Annotated in this window: 9 protein-coding genes; 8 read left to right on the top strand and 1 reads right to left on the bottom strand. The window is 64.8% G+C overall.

Annotated elements, in window-relative coordinates; genetic code table 11:
- Positions 1–6: 6 nt before the first annotated feature.
- On the bottom strand, positions 7–531 hold the full coding sequence (locus tag CCZ27_RS10475; protein ID WP_232516625.1) for a lytic transglycosylase domain-containing protein: 525 nt from the start codon (positions 529–531) through the stop codon (positions 7–9).
- Between the two features lie 301 nt (positions 532–832).
- On the opposite strand from CCZ27_RS10475, the gene CCZ27_RS10470 reads away from it, so the two are divergent.
- The 8 genes from CCZ27_RS10470 (at position 833) to CCZ27_RS10435 (ending at position 12,290) form a co-directional block, all read left to right on the top strand.
- Entirely contained in the window at positions 833–1,957 is a 1,125-nt protein-coding gene (locus tag CCZ27_RS10470; RefSeq protein WP_096447965.1) for a TraI domain-containing protein, read from the top strand.
- A complete protein-coding gene (gene traD, locus CCZ27_RS10465; protein WP_198363320.1) occupies positions 1,957–3,957 on the top strand; it encodes a type IV conjugative transfer system coupling protein TraD in 2,001 nt (666 codons plus the stop codon). The genes CCZ27_RS10470 and traD overlap by 1 nt, the downstream gene beginning before the upstream one ends.
- Positions 3,947–4,660 (top strand): IncC plasmid conjugative DNA transfer DtrJ family protein, encoded by a 714-nt coding sequence (locus CCZ27_RS10460; protein WP_096447961.1) that lies wholly within the window; start codon positions 3,947–3,949, stop codon positions 4,658–4,660. The genes traD and CCZ27_RS10460 overlap by 11 nt, the downstream gene beginning before the upstream one ends.
- A gap of 147 nt (positions 4,661–4,807) precedes the next feature.
- On the top strand, positions 4,808–5,113 hold the full coding sequence (locus tag CCZ27_RS10455; protein WP_096447959.1) for a helix-turn-helix domain-containing protein: 306 nt from the start codon (positions 4,808–4,810) through the stop codon (positions 5,111–5,113).
- A 42-nt stretch (positions 5,114–5,155) separates the two neighbouring features.
- Complete coding sequence (locus CCZ27_RS10450) at positions 5,156–6,184, top strand: AAA family ATPase (RefSeq protein WP_096447957.1); 1,029 nt, start codon at positions 5,156–5,158, stop codon at positions 6,182–6,184.
- Positions 6,162–8,651 carry a S8 family peptidase gene (locus CCZ27_RS10445; protein ID WP_096447955.1) on the top strand — a complete coding sequence of 830 codons (2,490 nt, stop codon included), beginning with the start codon at positions 6,162–6,164 and terminating at the stop codon, positions 8,649–8,651. The genes CCZ27_RS10450 and CCZ27_RS10445 overlap by 23 nt, the downstream gene beginning before the upstream one ends.
- Before the next feature lie 28 nt (positions 8,652–8,679).
- Positions 8,680–9,954: an SH3 domain-containing protein gene (locus tag CCZ27_RS10440; RefSeq protein WP_157748538.1), complete on the top strand. Its 1,275-nt coding sequence runs from the start codon at positions 8,680–8,682 to the stop codon at positions 9,952–9,954.
- Positions 9,955–9,992: 38 nt separating this feature from the next.
- On the top strand, positions 9,993–12,290 hold the full coding sequence (locus CCZ27_RS10435) for a PDDEXK family nuclease (RefSeq protein ID WP_096447951.1): 2,298 nt from the start codon (positions 9,993–9,995) through the stop codon (positions 12,288–12,290).
- The last annotated feature ends 198 nt before the right edge of the window (positions 12,291–12,488 follow it).

Raw genomic sequence — 12,488 nt, 5'->3', positions numbered from 1 at the left:
GAGCGGTCAGGGCAGGGTTGCGACCACCGGTGCTCGGTGGTCGCCTCGGGTGATGGCGGTACGGGTGGCGCCGTGGCGAGCGCGATGTGCGCCGTCGTCGGCGCTGGGCAGGTGGCGGCGAACTTTGTCGACGTAGGCGCGGCGCAAGGCGGGATTGGCGGCGTTGTAGGCACCGACCGCATCCCACGTGTAGCCCAGGCGCTGGACGTTGCCGGCGAGGATCCAGGCGCCGACGTGGATGCTGGTGCAGGGGTCGAAGAGATCTCGCTCGCCGATGCCGTGGGCGGCCAGCGTGGGCAGCCACGCCGAGTTGATTTGCATGAGCCCGATGTCACGCGTGCCGTTGCGGTTGCGTCCAACGGCCTGCGGGTCGAGTGCCGATTCGGTGCGCGCGATCGCGTAGAGCAGCTCGCTGCTGACGCGGTAGCGCGCGGCCGCCTCGTCCCAGCAAGCGTGGGCGGGCAGGGCCGCGAGCGTGACGATCGCGGTGATCAGTGCTGCCGTCGGTGCCCAGCTCGCTGTCTTGCGCAATCGGAACCCCCTTCACGTTGGCGCGGAAGTGCGGCGCATCGAGCGAGCCGCATTGCGTTGCCATCCTAGGTAGCGAGCACGTGTGAATCAGGCTCCATCGGGACTTCGATGAAGCCCCAAATCCGGCTTGCATCGGCGCGGAATCTCTGCCGCCGATGTGCGACGAGCGGCCGATGCGAGGAGCCGACGCTGCGGCGTGGCTCACGACGAAGCTCGGTCGAACTCGTCAAGAGGACATCGGGTCCTGGTCGAGGCTTCGATCGAAGCTGATGGCCGTCAAGCCGCCCGGAATACTGGTCGAATGACCTTCAACGACACGCCCTCCGGGTCTGGGTCGCCGCGAGCAATCGGGTCGCCAATCGAGTCCGAGTGGCCGGCGCTCTCCGCGCAGGCGATCGTCGATCGCAGCGGGGCGGCGAACCTGATCGTCCTGCTTCGCGTCAGGATGGGGTTTCCGGCGGAGAGCTTCGCGCTGGCGGCGCGGCCACTGATCGACGGCTATGCGGAGTTCGTGCAGCTGCGGCCGATACCGGGCTCCAGTCGATATCGTGGTCCGGGCGGACAACTCCAGCGCGGGCTCGTGACCGCTCTGCGCGCGCTCGATCACCGGCGCGGCCAGATCCTGCCGCGCAATGCGCCACCCGAGATCTTGGGCGCGCTCACGCATCGATGGACCTATGCGGTGTTCGCGGCAGCGCTGCTGCGCGATGCCGGCAGAGCTCAGTCGGACGATTCGGTGCGAATGTTCGAGCGCTGGGTACCGCCGATCGTCCAGGCTTGGTTGGCCGAACATCCTCCGCTGATGGAGGAACTGCGCGCCGTGCTGGCGGGCAGCGCGGAGGCATCCAGCGCGATTGCCGAACTGGTGGAGCGCGCCGTGACCGGCACGCGCTCGGGCGTCGAGGCGACCCTGCCTCCTGCGCAGACGACGTCGATCGCCGGCGCGGTGAAGGCGAGCGTTGAGACGGCGCCAATCGCGCCCGAGGCTGACGGACCCGAATTCCTCGACGGCGTCGACGCGGCGGGTGCCGCGCGACCGCGACGCTTCATGGAGTGGGTGCGGCAGGGGATCGCCGACGGAACCTTGCCGGTGAACGTGCGCGGCGCGCTCGTGCACGGGGTCGAGGACGGCTTGTTGCTCGCCTCACCGGGCATCTTCCGGGCGTTCGTCCGGAGCGATGGCGTCGGCCCGGCTGAGCCCGGCGACGCCGCCAAGCGGCTGCAGCGCGAGGTCCTGCGAGCCGGGTGGCACCTGCGGGCCGATGGCGGCGTGAACCTGCATGGCTATGCGTGGAAGCAGGACGGGCGCGCGGCCGCTCGCATCCACGGCGTCGTGATCCTTGCGCCGGGCCGATTCTTCGATCCGGTACCGCCGATCAACCCGGCGCTCGTGCGCGTCGGTGGCTCCGCGCCGGCCGCGGAGTGATGGCCTATCCGCTCGAAGGCCGGCTGCGGCCGGCGCACGAACTCGGCGCGGCCTCGGTGTCGGCACTGGGCGCGGCCCTGGTACTGAGCAGCCCGGGGCTCTTTCTGGTCTCTCCTCCCTGGCACCTGGCGCTTGCCGGCCTGCTGCTGGGCCACGCGGCGTGGCGCGGCGCGGCCGGACTGAGCACGCTGCGCTATAGCGCCAACCTGCGCCGCCGGCGGCGCTACGAATTGCACTCCGCCGACATTCCCTGGTCGGCGGATCGGCTCTTTCTGGGGCGCGGGTTTCGGTGGGACCAGCGTCACACCCAGCGCTTGTTCGAGGCGCGCCTTCCAGCGAACCAGCCACTGCTGCACGGCCGAGGCTTCGCAGCCGCGTTGGCGGCGTTCGTGCCCGCAGAGGAAGGCACCGGTAGCGTCGGCGGGGACCCCGCGATCCACGGTGTCGAGCCCGCCGAGACCGAGATCTGGATGGACCTGGAGGATCGAGTCGGGCACACGCTGGTGCTGGGCACCACACGCGTCGGCAAGACGCGCCTGGCGGAGTTGCTGATCGCCCAGGACATCCGTCGCGGCGAGGTGGTGATCGTCTTCGACCCGAAGGGCGACGTCGATCTGCTGCGCCGTGTCTTCGCGGAAGCCGAACGGGCGGGGCGGGGCGGCGAGTTCTTCATGTTCCACCTCGGGCATCCGGACATCTCTGCGCGCTACAACCCGGTGGGCAGCTTCTCGCGCATCACCGAGGTCGCCACCCGCATTGCGGGCCAGTTGCCGTCGGAGGGCCAGTCGGCCGCCTTCAAGGAGTTCGTCTGGCGATTCGTGAACGTGATGGCCCGCGCGCTCGTGGCGCTCGGTCGCAAGCCCGATTACCAGGAGATCAACCGCTACGCGTCCGATGTCGAGCCGCTGCTGATCGACTACTTCGAGTACTGGCTCGACCGGGAGCCCGCCGCCGCGGGCTGGCGTGAGGAGCTGCGATCGCTGGCCATCGACAAGAGGAATCTCGACAAGGGCCTGCAGTCGCGCGGCGCGCGTGCGGTCAGCCTCGTGGAATACGCGCGGCGCAAGAAGCTCTACGACCCGATCGCCCACGCGCTCGCATCGACGCTCAACTACGAGAAGAGCCACTTCGACAAGCTGGTGGCGTCGCTGCTGCCCTTGATGGAGAAGCTCACCACCGGTCGCACCGCGTCGCTGTTGTCGCCGGAGCTCGACGATTCGAGCGACTGGCGTCCGGTCTTCGACTGGACCTCGGTGATCCACCTGGGCGGCATCGTCTACGTCGGGCTGGATGCGCTCTCCGACTACGAGGTGGCCGCGGCGGTGGGGAACTCCATGTTCGCGGACCTCACGAGCGTGGCCGGCAGCCTCTACAAGTTCGGCGCCGGTCGCGGACTGCCGGGCGAGGTGACGCCCCGGCGGATCGCGATCCACGCCGACGAGTTCAACGAGCTGATCGGCGACGAGTTCATTCCGCTGCTGAACAAGGCGGGCGGTGCGGGCTTTCAGGTGACGGCCTACACGCAGACCTGGTCGGACGTGGAAGCGCGTATCGGCTCGCCCGCGAAGGCCGGACAGATCGCCGGCAACTTCAACACTCTGATCATGCTGCGGGTCAAGGAGCTCGCGACCGCCGAGCTGTTGACCAGCCAGCTGCCCGAAGTGCACGTGGTCTCGACCGTCGTGTCGTCGTCGGTCTCCGACACCAACGATCCGGTCGACTTCGCGGACTTCGCCAGCCGCAACGAAGACCGCATCGCTCCGGAAGCCGTCCGGATGCTCGAGCCGACCGATCTCGTTCAACTGCCCAAGGGCGAGGCCTTCGCGCTCATTCACGGCGGCCAGCTGTACAAGATCCGGATGCCGCTGCCTTCGGCGTCGAGTGATCCGCTGATGCCGACGAGCCTCGCCGCGATCGGCGAAACACTGCATGCCCGCCTCGACGGGCCCTGGAATCAGCCGGAGGACACCTCCGAACCGGAGGGTCGGCGTGTCGTCTAGGAGTGCGGCCTTCCACGACGGCGCCCTGGCCGGGGTGCTGTTGAGCCCGCTGAAGCTGGCCTTCTCGCTGGCCTTGGGTCTGGTCGCGCTCCTGCTGTGCGCCTGGATCGTCGACTGGGTGTTCGTGTTCAAGGTCTGGCCACAGGGGGTCGAGCGACTGCGCGAACTCCTGGCTCACGATCTCGCACGAGGCATCGCGCTCGCCGCGCAGCAGCGCACCGGCGCCGGCGTCATCACCGCGCCGGCGAATGCCCTCTACTCGATCGTGTTCGAGGCCACCGGCATCCACGACATGGGCACACAGTTCGCCAACGGGTCCGCGCTGTCGATCCCGGACACGATCATGCGGCGCAGCTACGTATCGCACCGGGAGGGCATCGAGGCGGCGATGGTCGGCACCCAGCTGCTCGGCGTGCGCGCGGCGATCCTGGCGCGCTTCGCGCCGCTGCTCCTGCTTCTGTATGCGATCGGCGCCGCCGATGGGTTCACCCAGCGTGCGATTCGCCGGGCGTGCGGCGGACGCGAGTCGGCTAGCCTGTACCACCGGGCGAAGTACCTGCAGTTGGCGGTGCTGGGGCTGGGCGGGGTTGCCCTCTTGATGTGGCCAGGGCCGGTGCAGTGGGAGCTGTGCGTGGTGCTGGGCGCGCTGCTGACCGGCGGCTTGGCGAGTGTGCAGTGGGCGTACTACAAGAAGCACATGTAGTGTGGTCCGGCTCCTCGCGCTTTCGTCGACGGCGCTTCTCAGCAAACAGAGCTTCCTCGGCGATTTCACTGCTGGTAAAATTTCGGAAGGCTAAGGCGGGCTGTTGGAGCACCGTTTCCTGGGCGATTCAGCGGGGGGTAGTGCGCAATGGACGTGGGAAATGCTATTCGCCTCTGTCGGAAGCGGCGCGGCGTGTCTCAGACCGATGTCGCGATGCGTGCCGATTGCTCGGTGTCGTACCTGTCGATGCTGGAGAACAACAAGCGCGACCCGACGTTGTCGATGATCACGAAGATCGCCGAGGCGCTTCATGTGCCTGTTGGAGCGCTCTTCGTGATGGCATCCGAAGAGAAGGAGCTGGGGAACATCGATAGTCGGCTGGCCGGGAGACTGCAGCGCGCGGCCATGTCATCGATTCTGTCGGCGAACGACGCGGGGGCGGTCCGTGGCTGAGGGGTCTTTCGGCCATCGGTATCGCGGGAGCGGAGGATAGAGATGGCTAGCGCGGATCAACTGAAGGCACTGGTCAAGTCCCACATCAGTCGGGACGACAACCAGTTCTATTCCGTCGCCATGCAGGTCGCTGCGCATGAGGCGAAGGCCGGACACGGCAAGCTCGCCGAAGAGTTGCGCGACATGATTGATGCCGCCAAGACGCGCAGCGTCTCAGGCGAGCCCGGAAAGCTCGTCCCCCTGGCGCGGCCGCGCGGCGAACTGGCCAACCTGCTTGACGTCAGTTATCCCAAGAATCGCTTGGCCGACATGGTGCTCGATCCGGTCGTCCTCGAGCAGTTGCAGCGAATCATGAAGGAACAGCGCCTCCATGCCCGCATTCGCGAGCACGGCTTGTCGCCTCGACGCAAACTTCTGCTCGTGGGTCCACCTGGCACAGGCAAGACGATGACTGCAGCCGTACTTGCCGGCGAACTCGGCGTTCCGCTGTTCCTTGTGCGTTTGGATTCATTGATCACCAAGTTCATGGGCGAGACAGCCGCGAAGCTGCGACAGGTCTTCGATGCCGTCACGGACGTGCGCGGGGTCTATTTCTTCGATGAGTTCGATGCCATCGGGTCACAACGCGGCTTGGCCAACGACGTTGGAGAGATTCGGCGCGTGCTCAACAGTTTTCTGCAGATGATCGAGCGCGACCAGTCGACCAGCCTGATCCTGGCGGCTACGAATCACCCAGAGATCCTCGACTACGCGTTGTTCCGTCGTTTCGACGATGTCATCGAGTACCACCTGCCGACGCCAGAGCAGGCCATGGCTCTCATCCGGTCTCGTCTCGGCACCTACGCGCCCAAGCCATTGCCGGCCAAAGCATTGGCGGCGAAGACCGTTGGTCTGAGCTTTGCTGAGATCCGCCGTGCTGTCGACGAGTCCATCAAGGAGGTCGTCATGCATGAAGGAGGGCGAGTGGATGCGGATGCTCTTGGCCGGGCGCTCCTGGAGCGTCGCAGGTTGAGTGAGAAGCTGGAGAAGAACAACAAGCCAGTGAACCATGCCGGATCCAGCAGCCGATAAGCGCGCGCACCTTCTCCTTCACGGCACGTCGCAACCGCACGCCTTCACTGCGCACAGTCCGGGCGGCGGAAAGAAGAAGCTGCCTGAGCGCGATCGCCAGGCGCACGGGCAGGCCCTGCGGGGGCAGCTGCAAGAGCTGGAAGCGGCAGCGGAAACCGCGGCTGCGTCTCAGCGTGAGCTTGCGCTCGAGAGCGGACTCGGCCTACAGATTGAGTTTGTCGGTCAGCCCGACGTGGAATTGGCTTTCCAGAGCCTCGCTGACGATCGGAAGAAGATCGAACTGCTGAGCGTGCGGAGAGAGGGTGACGTCACCTACGCCAACGTCTTCGTGCCGGATGGAGGGCTCGATCATTTCGAGCGCTACGTCGCGGACTACCTGGAGGAAAAGAAGGGCAAGAAGGGGCAGGCGCTGGATCACAAGGCCCTGCTGAACACGATCGCGTCGATCCGCGTCGCTGAGCTGCGTGCTCTCTGGACCGACGATCCAGGTCTACTGCCGGAGAATCCAGATGAGGCGTTCTGGTGGGAGGTCTGGTTGCCGGTGCGATCAGCGCGGCAGGCCGTGGTCTCAGATTTCAGAAAACTCGCCGAGCGTGCGGGCTGTGTCGTTAGCGAACACCAAGCCGAGTTCCCCGAACGGACCGTCCTGCTGATGTACGGGTCGCAGGGTCAATTCACACAGTCTGTGATGCTGCTGAACTGTGTTGCCGAACTGCGCCGCGCCAAGGACACCGCCGAGTTCTTCGATGCGATGGGTGTCGAAGAGCAGGGACTGTGGATGAACGACATGCTGGCAAAAGCGCAGTTTGCCCCAGCGGGGACGGACGCGCCGCATGTCTGCTTCCTCGATACGGGCGTCAATCGAGGCCACCCGCTACTTGAGCCCTTGCTAGCCGAGCCAGATCTGCACTCGGTTAATCCCGCGTGGGGAGTCGACGACACGGCGAACCATGGCACTGGCTTGGCGGGTCTTGCCGCCTATGGAGACCTGACGCACGTCTTGGGCGAGACCGGTGTGGTGCAGGTCGCGCACCGGCTCGAATCGGTCAAGCTGACGCCAGACGAGGGGTCGAACGAAGGCGACAGCAAACACCACGCCTATCTGTTCGCCGAGGCTGTCAGCCGACCGGAGGTCACTGCTGCAGATCGACGACGGGTGTTCGCATCCGCCGTCACCGCCTCTGACTACCGCGACCGCGGTCGCCCGTCGTCATGGTCTTCCATGGTCGATCGGATGGCAGCAGACGTCGACGACGCCGGCCAGTATCCCCGGCTGTTCGTACTCGCGGCCGGGAACACGCGGGATCACGGGGCCTGGATGACGTATCCAGACAGCCTCTCGACCAACCTCGTTCACGACCCGGGGCAGGCATGGAATGCGATAACCGTGGGCGCCTGCACGAACAAGATCGACACTGAACATGATTCGCTCGTAGCAATCGCTCCCGATGGCGGCTTGAGCCCTTACACCACCACGTCCATGACCTGGGATCCCGCGTGGCCGCTTAAGCCCGACGTTGTATTTGAAGGCGGGAACGTCGCCAAGGACCAGCAAGGGGCGACGGGGATGTCGAGCCTGAACCTGCTCACGACAAACCACCGACCCAACGAACGGCTGTTCACGACGACCAACGCCACCAGCGCCGCCTCGGCGCAGTGTGCGCGCATGGCTGCACAGATCATGGCTGCCTATCCGCAGCTACGCGCCGAGACAGTTCGTGCACTGATCGTTCACTCCGCCAGGTGGACACCGGCAATGCGGCAGATGTATCTGCCCGCCAATGCCAAGCCGACCAAGAAGGACTATGTCAATCTCATCCGGCACTGCGGCTGGGGGATGCCAGATCTCGACCGGGCACTCTGGAGCGCGGGCAACTCGCTGACGTTGGTGGTCGAAGACCTGGTTCATCCCTATGGCAAGGATGACAAGCGGGGTGTCGTCAGTCGCGACATGAATTTGCATGCACTTCCTTGGCCGAAGGAAGAGTTGGAGGCCCTCGGCGATGCCGAGGTGCAGTTGCACGTCACGCTGTCGTACTTCATCGAGCCCAACCCTTCGGCGAGAGGCGTGTCGTCGAAGTTTCACTATCCGTCGCACCGCCTCCGGTTCGACGTCCAGCGGCCGCTCGATGCTTCAACGGAGGATTTCATCGCACGAGTGAACGCCGCCGCCCAGCGCGAAGACGAAGGCGATGCGGTGAACCCGAAGGACACGGATTGGTACCTGGGGGAGCGGCAGCGTCACCGTGGGTCGCTTCATCGCGATGTCTGGCAAGGCACCGCGGCGGACTTGGCCAGCAGGGGATTCATCGCGGTGTATCCATCGGCTGGCTGGTGGCGTTCGCGACCTGCGCTCGAGCGGTACGCCCTTCCTGCGAGATACAGCCTCGTCGTGTCGATCCACACCGAGCAGACCGAAGTGGACCTGTACGCCGTCATTGCCAACAAGGTTGCCATCGTGGTCTGAAATTGTGCCGAGCGACGCCCTGAAGACCTTGGAACTCGACAAGATAGGTAGCTTGTTGGGCGGCAGTGTGTCCAGTGAACTCCGCAGAATGGAACTGGAGCGCGCCTCTTGGATGGCGGCCATGGCCCAAAGCCACAGCCTCGCAGAGCAGATGAAGAAGCTGGTGGGAGACACGTCTCTTGCGGCCCAGATGAGTAAGCAGGCAAAGGAGCTGCAGGCCTACTCCTTGCCAGAACAGATGAAGCTGCTCATTCCTGAGAATTCGCTGGCTGTCCAGATGGCAAAGCGATGGCAGGAAGTCCAGAGGACCGAACAAGAGAGCATCAGAAGAATGCTCGAACCCCTTCAGGACATTCGCAGTTCGCTTCTGAAGGACAGTGCGATCCAGCGGATGCTGGAGGACCTCGCAAAGCCGCTTGCCGCCTCGGAGCAGTTTGCCAAGCTAATCGAGCAGGCCACAGGATCCAGTGCCGTGCTGAAGGCCATGCACGCGGACATCGAGGGCTCGATCGAGAGCACCCGGAAGATCCTTGCGGATGCCTCGGTCAGTAGTGGCATCGGGCAGCTCATGAAGAGCTTCGAGGAGGCCAACAAGCGCTGGATCGTTCCTCAACCCCTGCTCGACTCGATTGGCGCGTTGCAGGCGCTGCAGGAGCGATTGGGCAGGCTGTCGTTGCCTGTCATCGATGCAGCGTCTGCTGCCACGCTTGCCAAGGTGCTGGGGCCGGAGGGCATCAAGGCGCAGCTCGCCGCCATGGGCATCAACGCCGATGGCTCAGTCATCGTCCAGTTCGTTCAGCAAGAAGACGGGCTCGGTCTCAGCCGCAAGACCTTGGAGTTGATGGCACTATTGGGTTTCATCCTGGCAGTACTGATCCCGCTCTACCAAGAGCTCAGCTCTTCACGCTGGCAGGCAGCGACCGATAGAACACTCGCAGGGCAGACCGAGAGGATCGAGGCGCTTGGCACCAATCTGGAGGCGCAGCGAAAGACGATCGATGCCCTCACGAAGTTGGTGGAGAGGGCCTTGGTGCAAGAAGCCAAACGGCAGGAGGAGCGATTCGTCGTTTTGGATCGCGTGGCCCTAGTTCGGTCCAAGCCGGAGCACGGGTCGGCTGTTCAGGGCAAGTTGCTGCCACGAGAGGTGGTCCGGCCGATCTCGGAACGCGGCAAGTGGATCGAGTTCGAGTACTACCACTGGCTCTACCAGGAGCATCGCACTGGCTGGGCACTGAAGAAGTACTTCCAGCGCGTGCCCGCCAACTTCGAGAAGCCCGGCAAAGAAGAAGCGACGACCCCATGATCGTCTCTCACTGAATCGCCGATGCCGGTTATCCGATCATGGTTCAGCGCGCGACGAATTACTACGACGACCTGTTCGTTCGCTTGATCGGCGACGGTGTTTCGCAGCGGATCGCCGTCGAGCGAGTCGGGACCGCCTACCTCGACGGAAAGCCGTTACCCGTTGGCAAGAGGAAGCTCACAAAGAAGGAGCGCGACAGCCTCTTCTGGTCTAGCGACGTTGTGAAAGGCTGCCCTCCCGACGCGTGGGGCGCCGAAGCGATGTCGCTCGCCCTGGCGCGGTACCTCGGGCAGGAGCCTGTCACTGCCGATCGATTGGTGACGCGGGTCGCGCGCGAGGCGCCCGAGGCGTTGATACGCGCGGTCAGGCATTCCGGGCTCGTTCTGAACCCGCACTCTCCACGACGATCCGAGGTGGACGAGGCGGCGTCCGAATGCGAAGCGGTGGCCGAGTTGTGCGGTGTGCTCGACGTGTTTACCGGGGCGCACCGCGAACGGGTCGCGGCGCTGGAAGCACAGAAGGCGCAGCTCGCGGCGTTGTCGGTCTTCGAGCTCTTGCTATACGCCAGCCTCTACGCCTTCGAAGTGCTCGTTCCAAAGGACTTCAACGTAAAGGCGCCCGCACCGTCCTCTGGGGCTGATGTCCAGGTCACCTGGGATGCACTCGGCGATCTGCTCGCGTGGAAGCTCGCAGAGGCCGGCACCTCATCCCTAAAGCTGACGGACGACAACATCGGGAGGTCGCTCGCGCGGCATCTTCGACCGATCCTCTTCGAATCCGGCACGGCGAGCGCGGGCGAAGCCCTTCGGAACCTGCGCGCCTTTCACGCGCTCATGGACGCGCAGATCGAGTTGAACGAGTTCATCTCCAGGTCCTCCGACGCGTTCAGCTACGACGATGGCATTCGGTTCGAGCGGCGGGGCAATCGGCTTGAGATCGTCGAGGTCGATCCGGCGGCGCGGGCCGCGTGGCAACGCGACGGACTGAAGCTCGAGCGCCTGCATGGCTATTGGTTCCACCGTGCCCTTGACACTTACGTCGAGCAGGTCGCCGCCGATCCCACTACATGGAAGATCGGTCGACCGGAAAGCGCTGAGGCAAACCGGCTGGCATGGCTGCGGGCGCTGCAAGCGCAGCTTCGACTGCGTGAGGCATACGGTGTCGCCGACGAAGTGACGTGCGATTCCGGAGATACGGTCGATCTCTTCCGGGCGCTGCTGTCGCTCAACCTGATGTCGGTGTTCTTCCAGCAGGACTTCCTGGCAGCCTTTGCAGAGCGCTTTGATGCATCGGGGGACTGGGTCGCAGCGCTGCAGCGTCTGACCATGGACGGGCTGCGCGAAGGGCTCCAGAACCGAATGCCACTCACCTGGTCGAGCCGAGACTCGAAGGTGTCCAACATTACCGGCTGGACGGTCACGAAGTCGGAGCCCGCGGGCAATCCAAGGATGGCATCCGCGATCCTGGACTTCTGGACCTACGACATGGTCGCGACGGCAGAGCGGCTTCAGCGCAATGAGCCCGGCCTTCAGCCCCACCTGTTCGAGCGGCCCGTCCTCAAGTTCGGGGCGACGCTGGTGCAGCTGCCGTGGGTCGTCGGGATGCAGAACAACAGCACCGCGGCGATCAACAACCTGAGGCGGCTCGGCGCTCGCCGCGGGCAGGCTCGCGACGAGGCGCAGCGGATCGAAGCCGGGCTCGCCAGGCTGCTCGAGAAGCGCGGGTTCAGGACGCTGCTCAATTGGGTGCCGCCGCGCGGCCCGGATGACGCCGGCGAGGTGGATCTGATCGCCGTGCTCGGCGGGCATTTGTTCGTCATCGAGGTGAAGTCGACGTTCATGCGGCGATCTCAGCGGGACGCGTGGTTGCATGCGACCACAACGCTTCGCAAAGCCGGACAGCAGCTTCGCCGCAAGGTCGAAGCGGTATCGGTGGCCATCGCCTCGGATCCTGGGTTTCGCGCGGTGCTGGGGTTGTCCGAGTGGCTGATTCCGACCCGACAACACGCGTGGATCGCCGACACATGCATCGAATGCGACCACCAACGGTTCGGCGGCTTCCTGAAGGTCTCCGTCGAAGAGCTGCTTATCGCGCTTCGCGACGATCGTCACCTGCTGAACGATCCTGCAGGACTGCTTTCCGGGAGCTACGGAGTCGACGAGGCGCGTGAAGCAGATGCAAGCGAGTCCGGCTGGAGTCTGTACCCCGACGGCTTCAGCGCGGAACGCTTCGCCGAGGTCATTGAGACGGAGGCTGTGTGGGATGTGCGGACCGCGACGCGTGGAGGTCGCACTCTGCAGTTGGCGGATTCCCAGAATGTTGCGAGTCGCGAGTAGTGCTTTGAGCAGTACGCAGTCGTGCTGTCACTTCAACGCGGACGGAAGTTGCCTTGGCCTGCTGATGCGTGGGAAGCTGAAGGACAATCGCCAGTGGCGCTGCGTTCGTACGGAAACGCAGTGACGGTAAAAAATCTGCCCTAAAGGCTCGATGCGACAACAACCTAAGGCGTTTGATGCCGGCGCCGTCTTGATCTC

It is taken from the genome of Thauera sp. K11 (genome assembly GCF_002354895.1).
GTDB lineage: Bacteria > Pseudomonadota > Gammaproteobacteria > Burkholderiales > Rhodocyclaceae > Thauera > Thauera sinica.
The sequence above is the reverse complement of the archived record's forward strand: the minus strand, read 5'-3'. Positions and strand labels throughout refer to the sequence as shown.

Coding starts and splice junctions, on each gene's coding strand:
- CCZ27_RS10470 (WP_096447965.1), top strand. CDS start 833: ATGACCTTCAACGACACGCCCTCCGGGTCTGGGTCGCCGCGAGCAATC.
- traD (WP_198363320.1), top strand. CDS start 1,957: ATGGCCTATCCGCTCGAAGGCCGGCTGCGGCCGGCGCACGAACTCGGC.
- CCZ27_RS10455 (WP_096447959.1), top strand. CDS start 4,808: ATGGACGTGGGAAATGCTATTCGCCTCTGTCGGAAGCGGCGCGGCGTG.
- CCZ27_RS10450 (WP_096447957.1), top strand. CDS start 5,156: ATGGCTAGCGCGGATCAACTGAAGGCACTGGTCAAGTCCCACATCAGT.
- CCZ27_RS10445 (WP_096447955.1), top strand. CDS start 6,162: ATGCCGGATCCAGCAGCCGATAAGCGCGCGCACCTTCTCCTTCACGGC.
- CCZ27_RS10435 (WP_096447951.1), top strand. CDS start 9,993: ATGGTTCAGCGCGCGACGAATTACTACGACGACCTGTTCGTTCGCTTG.